The organism is Streptosporangium sp. NPDC002524, from assembly GCF_040295985.1.
In the GTDB taxonomy this organism is placed as follows: domain Bacteria; phylum Actinomycetota; class Actinomycetes; order Streptosporangiales; family Streptosporangiaceae; genus Streptosporangium.
Window position 1 is genome coordinate 93,380 of sequence record NZ_JBEOWK010000033.1, and the last position, 17,945, is coordinate 111,324.

Genomic DNA, 17,945 nt, shown 5'->3' on the forward strand with positions numbered 1-17,945 from the left:
GTCAAAGCCGGTCGGGAGCCGCGATTCCCAGCAGGCCCAGGCCGTCTTTCAAGACCAGTGCGGTGCCCTCGGTCAACGCGAGGCGGCTGCCCCGAACGGGTTCGTCCGCTTTGAGGATCGGACATGACTCGTAGAAGGCCGCGAAGCTCTCCGCGACCCCGAAAAGGTGGTTGCACAGCCGGTGCGGCGCGTGATCGGCGATCGCGTCGGTGACCGTCCCGCCGTAGTCGAGCAGGGCGAGGGCGAGCCTGCGCTCCGCCGGCTCGCGGACAGAGATGGGCACAGATCCGGCATGTCCGGCCTTTCGCAGGATCGAGCGGGCTCGAACGTGCGCGTACTGCAGGTACGGCCCGGTGCTGCCCTCGAAGGACAGCATGTGCGCCCAGTCGAAGACGTAGTCCTTGACCCGGTCGATGGAGAGCTCGGCGTACTTGATGGCGCCGATGCCGACCGCTTCGGCGATCGACTCGTGTTCGTCCGGGTCCAGCGAGGGGCTCTTCTCCCGCACCACCTGGCCGGCCTTCAGCACCGCCTCGTCCAGCAGGTCGATCAGCCGGACGGAGGCACCGGCGCGGGTCTTGAACGGGCGGCGGTCGGGGCCGAGGACGCTGCCGAACGCGACATGTTCGGTCCGTACCTCGTCGGGCACCCAGCCCGCCTCACGAGCGGTGGCGATGCACATGGCCAGGTGTTCGCGCTGCGGAGCGCCGACCACGTAAAGGATCTCGTCGGCTCCCAGGCGGCCCGCGCGGTCGCGCAGGGCCGCCAGGTCGGTGGCCGCGTAGCCGTAACCGCCGTCGGACTTGCGCACGATGAGGGGCAGCGGATCGCCGGTGCGCGTGACGAAACCGGTGGGAAAGCAGCACATCGCGCCATCGGATTCGGTAACCAGACCGGCGGCGGCGAGGTCCGCGGTGACGCCGGGCAGCAGATCGTTGTAGAAACTCTCGCCGACGATGTCCGAGGGTTCGAGCAGCACGCCCAGCTTGGCGTAGACGTGCTGGAAGTAGCCGATGGACTGGTCGACGAGAACGCGCCAGAGCGAGACGCTCTCCTCGTCGCCGCTCTGCAGCGAAACCACGCGCCGGCGCGATCTGTCCGCGAAGTCCGGGTCCGCGTCGAACTTCTCCCGCCCGGCCCGGTAGAACCCGTTGAGATCGCCGACGGACAGCAGCGCCGCGGTGTTCGCCTCACCGATGTCGAGGAGATGCTCGATGAGCATGCCGAACGGCGTGCCCCAGTCGCCGATGTGATTCTGCTTGATCACGGTGTGGCCCAGGCGCCGCAGCATCCGGACCAGCGAATCGCCGATGATCGTCGTACGCAGGTGCCCGACGTGCATCTCCTTCGCGACGTTCGGGTGCGAGTAGTCGACCACGATCGTCTTGACCTCCGTCGCGGTCCGGATCCCCAGCCGGGGGTCGGCGAGCTGCTCGTCGAGCAGACGGGAGATCACGTCGTCGCGCACGGTGAGGTTGATGAAGCCGTTGGGAGCGATCTCGACCAGGTCGACGAGGTCGCGGAGATCGACGGAATCCATGACGCGGGCCGCCGCCTCACGCGGGCTCACCGACAGCGTCCGGGCCAGCGGAAGCGCCCCGTTCAGCTGGTAGTCGCACCGGGTGGACCTGCGCAGGATCGGATCGGCCAGTGCGTCGCCGCTGATCTCGGCGAAGGCCGGCCGTACCGCGGAGGACAGAAGACCCTCCAGGCTGCTCATCGGCTCCCTTTCGAGTGGAACGTCGGGTCGGTACCGGGAACCACGTCGACGACACGTTCGGTCCACAGGCGGAACAGGTCGTCGAGCCCCTCGTCGGACGCCTCCGGGGGAGGGATCACGCCGGTGAGGACCAGGAAGGACTCCCGCCCCACCGGGATCTCCCTGCGTCCCGGGCCCACGACGACGTGGCGGCGGTCCTCGCCGCGGTCGACCGCCGCGGCGAAACACCCGCGCCGCAGCACGAAGCGGCTCTCGCGGAGCAACTCGATCCGGGAGCGGCCGGGCGCGCGGCGGACGATGGTGTCCGCACCGAGGAGGAGGCAGTCGATGCCCGAGGTGAGCAGGAAGGCGATGGCGTCCTCCGCGGTCATCACGATCGGTTCGCGGTGGTTGTTCAGCGAGGTGTTGAGCAGTACCGGAACGCCGGTGCGCGCGCCGAAGTCGCGGAGCAGGGCGTGCAGGAACGGGTTCGTCTCCCGAGACACGGTCTGCACGCGCGCGGTGCCGTCGACGTGGGTGACCGCGGCCAGGGTCGACCGGAACCGCGGCCGCACGCTGCTCACGAGCGTCATGAACCGGTACGCCGACGGCGACAGGTCGAGATCGAAGAACCGGGTCGCGTCCTCTTCCGCGGCCGCCGGTGCGAACGGCCGGAACGACTCGCGGGACTTCACCAGCCGGTTGACCCGGTCCCGATTCTCCGCGGGCCGGGGATCGGCCAGAATGCTGCGGTTGCCCAGTGCCCTCGGCCCGAACTCCATCCGTCCTCGGGCGACCCCGACCACGGCACCCTCGGCGAGGAGTCGCGTGAGGGCCTCGACGGGCTTGCCCGAACGCTCGACCGAGAGCCAGCCGCGCCACCGCCGGACGGCCGCGCCGACCGAGGACTCGTCGATGCCGGGCCCGAGGAACGCGTCGCCGAGACCGCGGACGGGGTTGGCCTTGATCTTGTCCAGGCCGGCGTACGCCGCGCCCAACGCTATGCCCGCGTCGTCGGCGGCCGGTTGTACGAACAGCTCGTCCGGCCGCAGTTCCCGGGCCAGCTTCCCGAGCATGCTCGAGTTGTGGGCCACACCGCCCGCGAAGCAGACCGCCCGCGTCCCCGTGCGCTTCATCTCATGATCGAGAACATGGAGGAAAATCTTCTCCAGCGCCGCCTGAAGTGCCGCCGCGATGTCCGCGTGATGCTTCGCGAACCGCGAACCGGGCGCCCGTTCCGGTCCCAGCCGGCGCAACCGCTGGAACATGGCGTCCTGCTCATGGCCGGCGATGGCGAACCCGCCGTCGTCCTCGATGTCGAACAACTCCGCGAAGGGCGCCGCGAAACGGTCCGGATCCCCGTACGGGGCGAGTCCCATGACCTTGTACTCGTCGCCGTCGCCGTATCCGAGGTAGGACAGCGCCGAGGAGTAGAACCGGCCCAGGGACTTGCTGAACGGGATCACCCGGTACGGCTCCGCCAGAGCGCCGCCGCTCATCATCCGGAACGAACCGGAGATGCCGTCCCCGAACCCGTCGACGGTGACCACCAGCGCGTCCGAGAGACCGGACGCCATCGCGGCGCTGTAGGCGTGACTCGTGTGGTGGTCGATCAGCGTGACCTCTGTGCCCGATGTGTCGAGACCGCATTCGGTTTCGAGCAGGCCGCGCACCGCCTCCACGCTGATGGCGGGATCACGCAGGTCGCCGAACCCGCCGGTCTCGCCGAACGCGACCACGTCCAGACCTCCGCGCGTCTCCCCGACGCAGTAGCCGATGGCCTGCGCGGGGAACACACCGGTGTGCTTGTTCCGGCTGAAACGCTCTTCTTCCGCGGCCGCGACGATTCCCCTCCCGTTCATCGTCGCGGCCGCGGAATTGTGGTACCAACCCGAGTCCCACCCCGCGAACACCGGCTCGCGGCTCGCGGTTCCGGGGTGCGGGTGGCCGAGGAAGCCGAGCGCGTTGACCATCTTTCGTGCCCGCTTTCTGTCAGACGGCGAAGGCCGTACCGAAGACCCGCCCGTCGCCGACCAGCTCTTCGGAGTACCGGTTGATGTCGCGCACCGCGTAGGAGCGCTGGAGCCAGCGGTCCTGGCCGTCGTAGCAGGCCGTGAACCGGCTTCGCCCGTGCACGGCGCGGCGGTTGTCGATGACCAGCAGGTCGGATGTGCCGAGGGATACCTCGGCCGCGCAACTCGCCATGGTGGCCTTGATCGCCGCCAGGGCCGCGCTCGCCTCCTCGTCCTCCCCGACCATGAGGTCGGGATCCAGGCACAGCAGCGGGTCGAAGGGATCTCCGTACAGTACGGAGGTCAGGGGGCCGTTCCCGGCCTGCCCGTTCTGGCTGCCGAACGAGTAGTCGACGCCGGTCCGGAACGCCCGGCGGAAGAGGACCGGGCGGAATCCAAGTGGTACGAGCGCGATCATGTTTCGGGCGCCCGCCACCAGGGTCCGGGCGTCGTTTCGCGGGGCCGGGCGCAGGCAGTAGAGCAGCAGGTAATCCGGCATGGCCGGGTGGAACGCGATCTCGGTATGGAAGTCCAGCGGGGCGGCGGAGCTCTCGGAGGACAGCAGTGTCGCGTTCTCCGAGGTCGGCAGGACGTTGCGGAAGAACGTCCCGCCGCCCTCCTGCATGTAGCCCACCTGATCCCCGAGACCGCAACTCACGACGGTGAGCCAGAATTCGCTGAAATAGGTGTCCCGGAAAGGTGCGGCGGCCGGGTCGCCGGGAGTCGGCGGAAGGGCGGGGTCGCTGGGCAGGCCCGTGACGAGAAGAGCGCCGGAATCGTTGGAGTTGTTTCTGAAATCAGCGATGGCGTGCCTGATGTCCGTGGGCAGTTCGTGGTATGACGATTCCGCATGCCGAAGAAAGCCGCCGATGTCCGCATACGGTGAAAGGCCCCTTCGATAGAGCCGGAGGAGTTTCCGTTTCGCCGCCGAGACGTCGATGGTGGGAATCGCCTTCTCGTCGCCCGCTCCCATTCCGCGTGGCGGCAGGCGGGGCGAGTAATGGTTCTCCCCGAGGAGTTCACGGATGGTCTCCCTACGGCGTTCGGACTCGTCTTCGCGAGGGTCTTCCCCTGCCAGCCAGGCCAGGGTGCCGATGTAGAGAAGCGCGTTGTCCGCCTGGCCGACGTACGGGATCGAAAAGAGTTCGCCGGAGCCGATGACCGCTACACGACCCAGTCCGTGTGACACCGCCGCGAAAACCATGTGCCCGGCCGGCGCGGTGATCGCGGTGAGCGGTTCGCGTGCGCATTCCAGCGAGACGCCCCCGTGGCAGACGATGTGCCGCACCCCCGACGCGGGCCCGCGCGCCTGGATGCCCGCGCACGTCGTGACCGCCGACAGCAGGTGATCGTGGCCGTGCCGGGACGAGACGACCTCGTCGCCGGTGACTCGGACGCCGAAGGCCGCCGCGATCACCGAAGCGGCCGATTCGGGTCCGGAATTGCGGTGACTCACGATGAGGAAGAGCCCGCCGCCGTTTCTGACGAAGTTCACGAGGGCGTCGATCCCGGCCCGGTCGATCGGATGCGGCAGCGCCGGATCGGGCAGGACGACGACATCGATCCCGGCCAGTTCGGCGCTGGTCCAGCGCGCGGTGAGCCGGCGGCTTTCGGCGTTCAGGACACCGTTGGCGAGCCGCGCGAGATGACCGAAGGACAGCCGTTCCGGTTGGCGCGGAAACCGTCTGGAAGCCTCGTCATCCGAAATCGTCCAGCGCTCCTGACACGATTCGTCGTAACCGAATACGGCCACCTCGTCCTCCGGAACATGATCGCAAGTGATTGACCATCATGTTTCCACGGGGCTTCTCGGCGCAGCGGACAGTTTCCGGACAGTTCAAGGACAGATCGGCCGGCGTCAGTGCTGATGGGCCTTGACGTCGTTGACGGCGACGAGGAACGGGGAATCCGCCGGGAACGCGACCCGGCAGGCGGCGAGGTCCTTCGCGCTGTAGGCCAGGAAGAGCACGGTCCGCAGCCCGCCCTGGACCGCCACCAGGTGGTCGAGAGTCTCTCCGACCAGCGTGCGGAGGGTGCCCACCGGCTCCGCGCCGCCCACGCCCGAGCCGAGAATGGGGAACAGGATGGTCCGCAGGGTGGGATCGGTGCTCGCGAGCCTCTCGGCCGTCTCCAGTGCCTTGGCCACGCAGTGGCCGATGTCGCGCACCTGGCGGTAACCCGTGCCGGGCTGGCCCTGGACCGTCGCCACATGCACGATGAACCGGACCCCGTTGGTCTCCCTGAGGTCCCCGGATCGGGTGGCGATGGCCGTTCCCGGGGCGACCTGGCCGCTCTGCCCCAGCTTCTGGGTGAGTTCCCGCGCGATCCGGTCGTCGACCACGTGGCCGGTCTCGTCGCGCCGAGCGCCGTGGTAGCGGATGACGGCCGAGACGGAGTGCTCCTCGAACCTGGCCATCTCCATGCGGGTGTTCTCGGAGTTCACCCAGATGTCGGCGCACCTGACCCGCCGGATGTCTCCGGTGATGAAGCCGATCCGGATGTCCGAGGACTCGGTCAGCGCCCGCGGCCGGTAGAGGTACTCGCTCTGGTACTTCAGCGGCCCCTCGGAGGGAACGCCCTCCCGGCTCTTCATCTCGAGGAGACGGGCCGCCTCGTCGAAGCGGCGCCGCATGGTGCGGGCGTCCCGGTCGAACTCCGTGCCGAGCCACTCCATCCGCTCTTCGAAGAACCGGAACTGCGCGTCCGGATGCAGCGCCAAGCCGACCCGGAAGGCCAGGGCAAGATCAGCCGGCAGTGTGTCGGCCAGTGTCTCCAGATAGGCGACCAAGCGTTCGGCGACCTCGGTGTCCCCGTCGGAGTCGCCGATCCCCGCCCGTGCGCGCAGCAGCGGGCCGACGCGGTCGATCAGAGTGCCGGTAAGGACGCCGCGTCCGCGACGGAGGTGCACCAACTCGGTGAAAAGGTCGCTCATCGCCTTGACCGCATTCCGTTCGAGTCATTGTGGACAGAGGCTCACCGCCCCTCACTGCCCGGACAAGGTCGCCGCTCCCGTGTGCCCGCCCCGGGGGGCGATGGGGGGACAGACGGCCAGCAGCGCCCGCGCGTAGGACGCGGCGACCAGCGAGGCGTACTTCCGCCAGACGTTGTCGGTGCGGCTGTCGCCGTAGTCACTGATGCCGCGGATGACGAGCCACTCGAGGCCGTTGGCGAACCCGGCGTTCCCGATGCCCTTGCCCTCCATCTCCAGGGCGCGCAGGTTGTGTTCGGCCGCGAGCTCGGCGCGCACGCGGGCGTTTCGCAGGGAGTGGTCCGCGCTGCCGATGTGGCCGTGGTGGACCTTCGGCCAGCCGGGCCGGTGCCCGCTGAGCCGGGGGTCCGGATGTGGCACGAGGTGGGTCGGCTCCTCGGCGAGGAAGAGCTGGTCGGTGGCCGCCGGCGGGCGGGCGAAGTCGGGCAGGCCGGCTTCCAGGGCCGCGGAGAGCAGCGCCTCCCAGGCACGCCTGCCCTGCAGTTCCTCGGCCGCGAGCCAGTTGGCGTGGTGCGTGAGGAGCCGCGACGGCCGCGGGAACGGCTGGCGCAGAACCGGCCCGCCGACCCGGTCGATCACGTGGTCGTAGTCGACGATTCCCCAGGTGGAGACGACGATGTCGCCGAGCCGGACGTGTCGCTCCGGCCGTACCGGATCGGGCACGCCGGCCGCGATCCCCACCATCAGGATCTGTGCGACCGAGTCGAAACTCCGGACCAGGTTGGCGCAGCCGTCGGCGGCCGAGTCGTTGCCGGTGTCGCCGAGCAGGGTCAGCACGACATGATGTGGAACGTCCGGCGCGAGGCCCGGCAGGGTGCCGACGACGTAGTTGGCCCGGTCGCCCGCCACGTTCGTCCGGGTCCGGTTCTCGAGCATGGCGCGCATGGCCACGAACTCCTCCGGCATCGCCGTCACGATGCCCACGACCGGGCGCGGCACCGTGGCGGGGGGCCGGGCCGGCCGGTGCGGAACGCCGAACCTCTCCAGGCTCTCGCCCAGCCGCGCCGCGCCCTCGTACGCGGACTCCAGGTAGGAGATGTCATCCTCGAGCTGCCGCTCGAACCAGGAGAAGAGCTCCGTGTCGTCGTGGAACAGATACCCCTGGCCGGCGGCGTCGCCCTCCAGCGCCGCCCGCCCGCTCGCGGTGGCGATCGCGACGGTGCGGCGCATGGTCTTGAGCTTCGCGATCCGCGCCGCTGCCCGGGCCTGGTCGGCGCGCAGGGAGTCGAGCCGGCAGCCGATCGCGTCCCGGTCGAACGGCCCGGCGGACCGGCCCGCGGCGTTCACCAGCCCGTGAAGTTCGAGGATGCCGCTTTCGATCAGCCGGCACAGTTCGCTCGCCGGTCGTGCGCGGGACAGGACACGCAGTTCGTAGCGGATCTTGGCGACATGCTGGAGATAGCGGGCCAACGGTGGAAGCAGGGGCGTTCCGTCGGACCAGGTCCATACGCTGAGCTGCCGGTTGCCGTCCGGAGGGGCGAGAACCACGATCCTTCGCTCGATCCGGCTGTCCGGCCGGGACGTCAGCTCCCAGGCGGTCAATCCGGACCCGGACGAGGAGTCGCGATTCCACCAGCCCGTCTCCTGCCCGGCCGGCGGCAGCAGGGGGGCGAGCTCGGCGCCGGCGCCTGCGGGATCGGTGTGTTTTCCCAGATAGAGGCGTACGACACCGATGAGGCCCTCGGTCACGTCGCCGACCACGGCGTCCAGCAGCCGGTCCATCCGCTGCCACGGAGTCAGCGCGTCCGCGGGGTCGGGGGCCTCCCGGGAGGCGGCGAGCAGCACGGAGACGCAGACGACGCCGTTCTCGCGGCGGGTCAGCAGCTGGGCGTCCCGGCCGGGGCTCTGCCGGAGGGCGATGACACCGTCGAACGGGCCGCCGCGCAGCGGGATGGGATTGGTCGTGCCCAGATGTTCCTCGCCGCGCGCCGTCAGGAGCTCGATCGTCCGGCCGCAGCCCTCGCGCCGCCAGCCGTCCTCGACGACGAACACATGCGCGACGAGTTCCTGCTCCGCTACGAGGGAAACGTTTGCTGTCGTCCTCATCGACGGCTCCCGGCTAGAGCGCGGCGCTGGGCCGCTGAGGAAGTGACGGATACCAAGTCTAACGATGGAGACTCCCGCCGCGTGGCCACTGGATAGGGTTTGGGTATGCGCGAGCACGACCTCGGCACCTTCGACGACGAGCCCCCCATCGGCCCGGAGCAGATCACGGCCGAAGCACTCGACGCCCTGCGGGACGTCCTGGACTGGAGCGCCACTCCAGCACACTGGGAGACGATCTCCCCGATCATCGAATCGATCGCCGACGCCCTCGCCCGCGGTGACCTGTCCGCGCTGCACGCGGCCACGATCGAGCTCGACCTGGCGAGTCCGTACCGGGTCATCAAGGTGGGGGACGAGGAGGAAAGGCCGCCGTCGAAAAAGTTGCGCGAGCAGGTGGTTTACCTGGTCCACACGATGGAACCCGACGATGCCGACGGGGCCGAGGGATCCGCCTGAGAGACCGGGTGACAGGATGCCGCGGTGGGTTTTTCGCCGTAGCCGGGCGGGTGACGCGGAGAAGTCCCTGGCCGAGGCCAGGGCGCGCCTGAACGCCGGCGAACTCGACGCCGCCGTCGACGCCCTCCGCCGAACGCCGCCTGGCGGGCCGGAACGGCGGGTGCTGGCGGGCGACCTCGGGCTCGCCCTGCGACTCCGCTTCGACCGGACCGGCTCCGAAGCCGACCTCGACGCCGCGATCGCGGTCGGCGGCGAGTCCGTGGCGGGGGACGCGGCGCACGACCCGGACCTCGCCTTCCATCTGTCCGCCTTGGCGAACTCGCTGCACCTCCGGTTCGACCACCGAGGGGATCCGGCGGACATCGACGCGACCGTCGGCCTCTCCAAGGCGGCCGTGGAGGCCAGCGGATCCGGCGATCCCTCGTACGCCATGTACCTGTCCAACCACGGCAACGCCCTGCGGGACCTGGCCGAGCGGACCGGATCGGCGGCCGATTTGGAGGACGCGGTCCGGTACGGCCGCGCCGCCGTGGCCGCGGCCGCCCCCCGCGACGCGAATCTGCCGATGTACCGCGCCAACCTGAGCCTCGCGCTCCGCGTCTGCTTCGAGCGGACCTTGCGCGCGGAGGATCTCGACGAATCGATCGAGGTGGGCCGGCGCGGTCTGGAGGACGCCTCCGAGGACGACCCGAATCGTCCTGCCTGGCTGTCGAACCTGTGCGGCTCCCTGCGTACCCGCTACGACTGGTACGGCGGTCCCGCAGACCTCGACGCCGCCGTCGAGGCCGGCCGGCAGGCGGTGCGGGGGGCGGACCCGGAGGACCCGGACATCGGCATGTACCTGTCCAACCTCGGCGTCGCGCTGAACACCCGCTTCGGGGCGTCCGGCCGGGACGAGGACATCGACGCCGCCGCCGACGCGCTCGGGCACGCGATCGAGTCGACCGCGGACGACGACCCGGACCTGCCCATGTACCTGAACAACCTCGGCCTGATCCTGCGCACCCGGTTCGATCGGCGCGGCGACCTCGCCGATCTCGAAGCGGCTCTCGCGGCCGGGCGCGACGCGGTCGCCCGCACCCCGGAAGGCAGTCCGGACCTGTCCCTCTATCAGGGCAACTACGGCGCGACGCTGTGCGAGCGGTACACCCACACCGGTGGACTCGCCGATCTGGACGAGGCGATCACCGTGGTCCGAGCCGCCGTCGACGGCACGACCGACCACGACGTGGCGTTCGCGATGTGCATGGCCAACCTCGGCATGACGCTTCGCGAACGCCACCTGCGTCGCGGCGACGAGGCCGATCTGGACGAGGCGATCGACGCCGAGCGCATCGCGCTGGCGGGTATACCGGACGGGCACTTCCAGCGGGCGGACTTCCTGACCAACCTGGCGCTCAGCCTGCGGTTGCGCTACGAGTTCATGGGCATCCGGCGCGACCTCGACGAAGCGGTCGAGCTCGCCCGGACCGCGTACGCATCCGTCCCTCCGGACAACCCCGGGGCGGCGATCTTCCGCTCCAACCTGGCCACCGCGACGCACGCCCGGTACGAACTGACCCTGGCCGACTCCGATCTCGAGGACACCGTCAGGTTCAGCCGGGAGGCCGTGGAAGCCTGCCCCCGGCCGCATCCCGACCGGGCGCTCTACCTGCACAATCTGGGCCTGGCCCTGGAGGACCGGTTCAGCCGCCGAGGCGGCGCGCAGGACCTGGCCGACGCCGTCGAGGCCGGTCGCGCCGCGCTGCGCGCGATGGTCGACAGCGATCCGCTGCGACCGCTCTACATCGCGGCGCTCGCCGACAGGCTGCGGACGCGCGCCGAGCGCACCGGCGACGAAGCCGAGCTGCGGGAGGCCGTACGACTCGGCCGGCAGGCGGTGGAATCGACGCCGGTGGATCATCCGGACCGGGCCTCCACCCTGCTCTCGCTCGCCGACGCGGTGCACGCCGACGCCGTCCGATCCGCCTCGCCGACCGGGTACGACGAGGCGTTGACGTGGGTACGAACGGCGGCCGGCCTACCGACCGCACGGGTCAAGGACCGCATCCGGGCGGCCCATCGCTGGGGGGTGCGGTCGTGGGAGCGGGGTGACGAGCAGGACGCCGCTCTCGGTTTCGCCACCGCGATCGAGCTGCTGCCGACCCTCGCCTGGCACGGCTTCGACCGTGAGACGCAGGAGGACTCCCTGGCCGTATGGAACGGCCTGGTGTCCCAGGCGGTGAGCTGCCTGGCGATCTCCGGGCAGCCCCGGCGAGCCGTCGAACTCGCCGAGCAGGGACGTTCGGTCCTGTGGGGCCAGCTCCTGCACCTGCGCGGGGCCGTGCAGGAACTGGGCGACGCCCATCCGGAGCTCGCGGCGGAGCTGCGTGCGCTTCGCACCCGGCTCGACCGGCCCGCCGAATGGTCGCGCACCAGCCGGCTCTTCCGCGGCGGCGCCAGAATGGGGACCGAGGCGAGCCTCGTCGAACGGCGGCGAGCGGCCAGACGGTGGGACGCGCTGATCTCACAGGTCCGGGACCTCGACGGGTTCACGGACTTCCAGCGGGCGGCGCCCTTCGAGGCGTTGGCCGAGGCGGCGGAGTACGGTCCGGTCGTCCTGCTCAACACCAGCAGCCTCGGTTGCCACGCGATCGTCGTCTCCGCGGGAGACGCCCGTGTCGTCCCGCTCGACCTGGTGACGCACGCCGAGATCGTACGGCTCACCGACTCCTGGTCGCCCGTCCCGGTCTCCGGAGCGGCCGAACGGGTGACCACCGCCGAGCTCCTGGCCTCGCTGTGGCAGACGATCGTCGCTCCGGTCCTGGCCGCCATGGATCGGGCGGCCGGGCAGACACGGCCGAGGGTGTGGTGGTCGCCGATCGGGCCCGCGTCGTTCCTGCCCCTGCACGCCGCGGAGGACCGGAACGACAGCGCCGCCGCTCACGTCGTGTCCTCCTACACACCCACGCTGGCCGCGCTGCTGGAGGCCCGGGCGAAACCCCGGCCCGCCGCGGTACGCCAGCTCGTGATCGGGCTGCCCCGCCTCACCGGCCAGACCCTGTTGCCGGGCACCGCCCGGGAGATCGCCGCAGTGGCGAAACGCCTTCCGGCGGATCGGGTGCACGTCCTTTCCGGTGCGGACGCGACCGCGGACGCGGTCCGAAGCGAACTACGCCGGAGTCAGTGGGTCCATTTCGCCTGCCACGCCCGGCACGACCACCGGCACCCGGTCGACAGCGCGTTCCTGCTGTGGGATTGGCGAGATGACCCGCTCACGGTCGGCGAACTCGCCCAGGAGCAGTTGGCGGACGCCGACCTGGCGGTCCTGTCCGCGTGTGAGACCTCGGGCGGGAGCGCGCGGCTGTACGACGAGTCGGTCAATCTCGCGGCGGCCATGCGCATCGTGGGTTTCCGGCACGTCATCGCCACCCTCTGGCCGGTGACGGACGCGATCGCGTGCCGCATGGTCACGGCCCTGTACGCCGCCCTCGTCCCGGCAGGAGTCCCCGACTCCGACGCGTCCGCCTTCGCCCTCGACGCCGCGGTGCGCCGCCTCAGGAAGCGCTACCCGCGCGACCCCGAGCAGTGGGCCGCCTTCATCCACGTGGGACTGTGACGGTTGTGCCGGACGGTGCCGCTCGCGCGCGGTTGAGAAAGGTGCAGGCCAGGGTCGCGGCCTTTCAGGAGAGGCCGATCCCGGAATCGGTGCTGTCGGAGGCGGCGCGTACCGAGGTCTCCGATCTTCTCGGATCCGTCGCCGACCCGGCGGCCGACGTCGACGTCGCCCGGGCGGCGGGCACGTTGCTCTGGTTCCGGTTCCTGGTGTTGCCGGAGGGCGCGGAGAGCGACGAGACGTTCGACGCGGCGCTGGACCTTCTCACCGTGGCGTACGGCGTGCGCCCGGAGGTGGATTCCGAAGATCCCGCCGCTCTGGACGCGGCGATCCACCTCCTGCGGCACAGCATGATCCTGGTCTCCATCGACCATCCCGGCGGCATGAATCAGCTGTTCCACCTCGCCGACGCCCTCTACCGCCGAGCCGAGGACGTCGACGAGCCGGCCGATCTGGAGGAGTCCGTCGGGCTTTTCCGGATGGTCGTGGCCGCGACGCCGGACGACCATCCCGACCTGGCGGATCGGCTGAACGGGCTGAGCCTCGCGCTGTCGGCGAGATGGAATCTCACCGGTTCGCTCACCGACCTGGACGAGGCGATCGCCCTAGGCAGGCGGCTCGTCGCCGTCACCGCCGACCTCGGCTCCGATCGGGCCATGTATCTCAGCAACCTCCGCGTCGACCTGCAGGATCGCTTCGAGCGGACGGGCCTCTTCAACGACCTGGACGACGCGGTCGCCTTCGGGCGGGCGGCCGTGGCCTGCCTCCCCGCGGACCATCCCGATCGGCGTGACCATCTGGTCGCCCTCGGCGTCGTCCTGCGCGACCGCTACGACCAGGCGGGCGACCCGCGCGATCTGGACGAGGCGATCGTGCTGGGCAGGGACCGGCTGGCGGCCGGCCCCGACCAGCCCGAGAGCATGGCCGATCTCGCGTTCGACCTGTTCGCCCGCTTCGACCTCGGCGAGGACCGCGAGGACCTGGCCGAGACCATCGCCCTGGCCGGAAGCGCGCTCGCCGGAACCCCCGTCGCGGATCCCGATCGGGCCACACTGCTGAATCTGCTGGGCACCGCGTTGTCCACAGGGGCCGAGCACGAACTTCTCGACGCCGATCCGGCCGAGGGAATCGCGCTGCTGCGGGAGTGCGTCGCGACCGCTCCCTCCAACGGCATGTTCCTGGCCAACCTCGCCGGCGCGCTCCGTGTCTCGTTCGAACGCTCCGGGGCGCCGGACGTCATCGACGAGGCCGTCGACCTGTGCCGGCAGGCGGTCGCGCTGGCGGTCGCGGACGGCGCCGAGCGTGCGGACCACCTGACCGGCCTGTCGACCGCACTGCTGCGCCGGTTCGAGCGGACCGGCACGACCTCCGACGTCGACGAGGCCGTATCGGCCGCCGAACGGGCTTGCGCGATCGAGCCGGGTTCCGCGGTCAAACGGGCCGGCCGGCTCAACGCGCTCGGAATGGCCCTGTCCGCCCGGGGCGAGCACGCGTCGGACGTCGACGATCTGGACGCGGCCTGCCGGGCACAGGAAGCCGCGCTCAAGGTCGCCCCGGCCGGGCATCCGGATCGCTCGACGTACCTGGCCGGGCTGGGGACGACCCTGCTGGAGCGGTTCGGCAGGACGGGCCTGACGGCCGATTTGGAGAACGCGATCGGAGCCGGCCGCCTGGCGGTCGCGCGGACCGCGGACGGCCATCCCGAACGGCCCGGCCGCCTTTCGACCCTCGCCGGCGCGCTGCTGCGCTCGTTCGAGTGGAGGGGGGACATCGGCGAACTCGACGAATCCATCCTCCTGTACCGGGACGCCGTCGCGTCCGTCCGGGTGGGCCATCCGAACCGGGCCATGTTCGGCACCAACCTCGGCGTGGCCTTGCTCTGCAGGTACGAGGCGACCGGTGCGCCCGCGGATCTCGACGAGGCCGTCGCGTCCGGCCTGGAGGCCGCCACCGTCACCGCTGTGGGCGACCCGGACCGGCCCAGCCGGCTGTCGAATCTCAGCGTGGCCCTGTCCGCCCGGTACGAGCGCGCCGGTGCGCTCGTCGACCTCGACCATGCCGTCGAGCTCGCCGAGGCGGCGGTGGACGAGACCGCGCGCGGCCATCCGGATCGGAGCGCCCGGCTCTCCAACCTGGGCACCGCTCGCTTCGTCAGGTTCCACCGGACCCGCTCCACCGCGGATCTCGACGGCGCGATCGACGCGGGGGAGGAGGCGGTCGCTTCGATGCCGCGCGACGACCCGGACCGTGCGGCGATCCTCTCCAACCTGAGTCTCCCGCTCAGGGTCAGATCGGAACTCGGAGGTTCGGCCGCCGACGCGGACGCGGCGGTACGCGCCGTCAAGGCGGCGGTCGACGGCACGGCGGCCGAGAACCCCGACCGCTCCAGATATCTGACCATCCTCGGCACCGCGCTGGTCGCCAGGTTCGACGCCACCGGCCGGCCTGCCGATCTCGATGACGCCGTCGCCGTCGGCCGCGAAGTCGTCCGGCTGACGTCGCACGACAATCCCGAGTTCGCCGGCCGGTCGAACGACCTCGCGGTCGCCCTGCTGGTGCGGCACCGGTCGGGGGATCGCGCCGAGGCGATGGATCACCTCAGGGCCGCCGCGTCGGCCCGCACGGCTCCTGCCGCGATCCGCGCTCAGGCGGCGCGCCGGTGGGGGAGAGTGGCCGCGGAGACGGGGGACTGGGCCGAAGCCGTCCAGGGCTATCGGACGGCGGTCGAGCTGCTGACGAGCACGGCCCCCCGCGACCTGAACCGGCTCGATCAGGAATTCACCCTGGGACGCCTGTCCGGGCTGGCCTCGGACGCGGTCGCCTGCTGCCTGGAAATCGGCGATCCCGAGCTGGCGGTCAGCCTCTGGGAGCAAGGACGAGGGGTCCTCATCGGGCAGGCTCTCGACATCAGGAGCGATGTGAGCGACCTGCTCCAGGCGCATGAGGACATCGGCGGGCGCTTCCTGGCGTTGCGTGAACGGCTCAGCGGGTTCTCGCTCGATACGGCCGCGGCGCCCGTCCCTGTGCGCGGCCACGTGGTGTCGGCCGTTCGGCGAGAGCAGCGCGAAGCGCTCGGGCGGCGCGCGATCCGCGAGGAATTCGAGCAGATCGTGGCGGAAATCCGCAGTCTGCCCGGCTTCGCGAACTTCCTGCTTCCGCCGCCCGCGCACGAACTGCTGCCCGCGTCGGCGGACGAGCACTTCGTGCTGCTCAACGTGAGTTCGATCCGGTCGGACGCGCTCGTCCTCAGCGTGGGCGGAATCAGCGTCGTTCCGCTGTCCCCGGAGACTCCGGAGATCGTCCGGGAGCACGTCGGTGACGTACTCGGCGCGGTGGACGGAGCCGCCGAGGAGCCGGATCTGATCCGGATGCTGGGCCGGCTCTGGGACACGATCGCGGGACCGGTACTCGACGAGGGACTCGGCATCGGCGGCCGGCCCTCGCGGGGAGGACCGTGGCCGCGGCTGTGGTGGTGCCCGTCAGGGCTGTTGTCGTTGCTGCCCCTGCACGCCGCCGGGCACCATGCGACCCGGTCGGAGCCCGTCCCGATGACGGTGCTCGATCGGGTGATGTCGTCCTACACGCCGACGATCCGCTCGCTGCGTCACGCGCGCCGCCGGGGTGGACCGGCGGCTGAGAAGCCGGCCGGCCAGGTCGTCGTGGTGTCTGTGCCCCGTACCGCGTCGACGGCCGCCATTCCCGGTACCAAGCACGAGGCGGAGCTGCTCACCGCCCTGTTCGGGGCGCGGGCCCGCGTCCTTGACGGCGGGCCGGGGCTGCGCGAGGCCGTGGTGGCGGCGCTGTCGCGATACCCGTGGGCACATTTCTGCTGCCACGGGTTCAGTGAGCTCGCGGATCCGTCCAGCAACCGGCTTCACCTGGACGACGATCCCGGGGGCGGGCTGAAGGTCGCCGATGTGGCGCGGCTCCGGCTCACCCAGGCCGAGTTCGCGTTCCTGTCCGCCTGCGCCACCGCCCGGACCGGCACCGCGATCCCCGACGAGGCGATCCACCTGATCTCCGCGTTCCAGCTGGCCGGCTACCGGAACGTCATCGGCACCCTCTGGGAGATCAGGGACCGACCGGCCGTTCGGGTCGCGAAGGTCGTCTACGCCGATCTCACGGCCGATCTCGCGGCGGGCCCGGGATCACCGGAAGGCTCAGCCGCCAGGGCGCTGCACCGGGCGACGAGATCCCTTCGCTCGCTGGCGCCGAACCGGCCCTCGGCATGGGCTGCCCACATCCACAGCGGCGCCTAGCGGTGCTTTGTCGGTCGGGTCGTCGGGGCGGGGTTGCCGACAGGCCGGACGGGGGGGCCTCAGGCCCGGAGGTCAGCCGGAGACGTTCCGGCGGCGGACCAGGACGACCATGATGCCGACGGCGGCCAGGGCGGCGGCGGCGATGATGCCGATCTGGAGGGGGAGGTCGTCGGACGAGCTCTCCTGGGCGGCGCGTTCGGCCAGGGCCGTGGTGGACGCCGGAGTGGTCGCGGCGGGGAGCTTGATGTCCTGTGCCTTCACGGTCGTCGACTTGCTGCGGGCCTCGGCGGGCTTGGTGGCGGTCACGGTGACCTTCCACTCGCCCGCGGGGAGCGGCTCGGCCGCGTTGTAGAGGTTCTGGCCCTCGGGGGCCGACTTCAGCGGGATCGGGCCGAAGGTACGGCCGTCGGCCGCCTTCGCGAACAGGGTCGCCGCGACGATGTCGGTGACCGGGCGGCCGTCCTTCTTCCAGGTGAACAGCACGTTGACATTGCGGGCGCCGTCTCCGGCGACCTCCAGGGCGAGGGGCGAGCCGGGCGCGGCGGAGGCGGTGGTGGAGGCAGCGGTGGAGATGGTGGCGGGTGCGGCGGAGGCGGCCGGGGCGCCGAGCAGCAGCCCGAGCCCGGCCATCAGGATGGCCGCGGCGTACCTCAGGACCTTGTTCACGGGGTTCACGGGTCGTGACTTCCTTCCGGGTTCGACGACGGGTTCGACGACGGGGGCGGTGACGGGTTCGGCGACGAGGGTGGTGACGAGGGTGGTGACGGGTGCGGTGACGGGTTCGGTGACGGGTTTGGTGACGGGGGCGGAGGCGGGAGCGGGGCCGGGGGCGGCGCCGCCACGATCACGCAGTTGGCCGACTCTCCCATGCCCACGCCGTAGCGCTCGC

Annotated in this window: 8 protein-coding genes and 1 pseudogene; 3 read left to right on the forward strand and 6 right to left on the reverse strand. The window is 70.9% G+C overall.

Going from position 1 to position 17,945, the window contains the following annotated elements; genetic code table 11:
• Position 1: 1 nt before the first annotated feature.
• The 5 genes from argS to ABT053_RS38180 form a co-directional block, all read right to left on the reverse strand.
• Positions 2-1,720 (reverse strand): arginine--tRNA ligase, encoded by a 1,719-nt coding sequence (gene argS / locus ABT053_RS38160; RefSeq protein WP_350976021.1) that lies wholly within the window; start codon positions 1,718-1,720, stop codon positions 2-4.
• A complete protein-coding gene (locus ABT053_RS38165; protein ID WP_350976023.1) occupies positions 1,717-3,672 on the reverse strand; it encodes a carbamoyltransferase family protein in 1,956 nt (651 codons plus the stop codon). Before ABT053_RS38165 ends, argS begins: the two co-directional genes overlap by 4 nt.
• Before the next feature lie 19 nt (positions 3,673-3,691).
• Positions 3,692-5,464, reverse strand: a complete 1,773-nt coding sequence (locus ABT053_RS38170; protein ID WP_350976025.1) for a hypothetical protein — start codon at positions 5,462-5,464, stop codon at positions 3,692-3,694.
• Positions 5,465-5,569: 105 nt separating this feature from the next.
• Positions 5,570-6,643: a macro domain-containing protein gene (locus ABT053_RS38175; protein ID WP_350976026.1), complete on the reverse strand. Its 1,074-nt coding sequence runs from the start codon at positions 6,641-6,643 to the stop codon at positions 5,570-5,572.
• A gap of 51 nt (positions 6,644-6,694) precedes the next feature.
• Positions 6,695-8,746 (reverse strand): CATRA conflict system CASPASE/TPR repeat-associated protein, encoded by a 2,052-nt coding sequence (locus ABT053_RS38180; RefSeq protein ID WP_350976028.1) that lies wholly within the window; start codon positions 8,744-8,746, stop codon positions 6,695-6,697.
• Between the two features lie 105 nt (positions 8,747-8,851).
• Here ABT053_RS38180 and ABT053_RS38185 point away from each other — a divergent pair, with 105 nt between their 5' ends.
• The 3 genes from ABT053_RS38185 to ABT053_RS38195 are packed head-to-tail and all read left to right on the forward strand — an operon-like array spanning position 8,852 to position 17,056.
• A complete protein-coding gene (locus tag ABT053_RS38185) occupies positions 8,852-9,202 on the forward strand; it encodes a CATRA system-associated protein (protein WP_350976030.1) in 351 nt (116 codons plus the stop codon).
• A 16-nt stretch (positions 9,203-9,218) separates the two neighbouring features.
• Positions 9,219-12,800 (forward strand): CHAT domain-containing tetratricopeptide repeat protein, encoded by a 3,582-nt coding sequence (locus ABT053_RS38190; protein ID WP_350976031.1) that lies wholly within the window; start codon positions 9,219-9,221, stop codon positions 12,798-12,800.
• 41 nt (positions 12,801-12,841) lie between these two features.
• Positions 12,842-17,056, forward strand: coding sequence for a CHAT domain-containing protein (locus ABT053_RS38195; RefSeq protein WP_350976035.1), 4,215 nt, complete (start codon positions 12,842-12,844; stop codon positions 17,054-17,056).
• A 72-nt stretch (positions 17,057-17,128) separates the two neighbouring features.
• Here ABT053_RS38195 and ABT053_RS38200 read toward each other — a convergent pair.
• Positions 17,129-17,945, reverse strand: a pseudogene (locus tag ABT053_RS38200) (hypothetical protein); the annotation flags it as partial.

Excerpts from the sequence above, each read along its gene's own strand:
- argS (WP_350976021.1), bottom strand. The coding sequence starts at position 1,720 with ATGAGCAGCCTGGAGGGTCTTCTGTCCTCCGCGGTACGGCCGGCCTTC.
- ABT053_RS38165 (WP_350976023.1), bottom strand. The coding sequence starts at position 3,672 with ATGGTCAACGCGCTCGGCTTCCTCGGCCACCCGCACCCCGGAACCGCG.
- ABT053_RS38175 (WP_350976026.1), bottom strand. The coding sequence starts at position 6,643 with ATGAGCGACCTTTTCACCGAGTTGGTGCACCTCCGTCGCGGACGCGGC.
- ABT053_RS38180 (WP_350976028.1), bottom strand. The coding sequence starts at position 8,746 with ATGAGGACGACAGCAAACGTTTCCCTCGTAGCGGAGCAGGAACTCGTC.
- ABT053_RS38185 (WP_350976030.1), top strand. The coding sequence starts at position 8,852 with ATGCGCGAGCACGACCTCGGCACCTTCGACGACGAGCCCCCCATCGGC.
- ABT053_RS38190 (WP_350976031.1), top strand. The coding sequence starts at position 9,219 with ATGCCGCGGTGGGTTTTTCGCCGTAGCCGGGCGGGTGACGCGGAGAAG.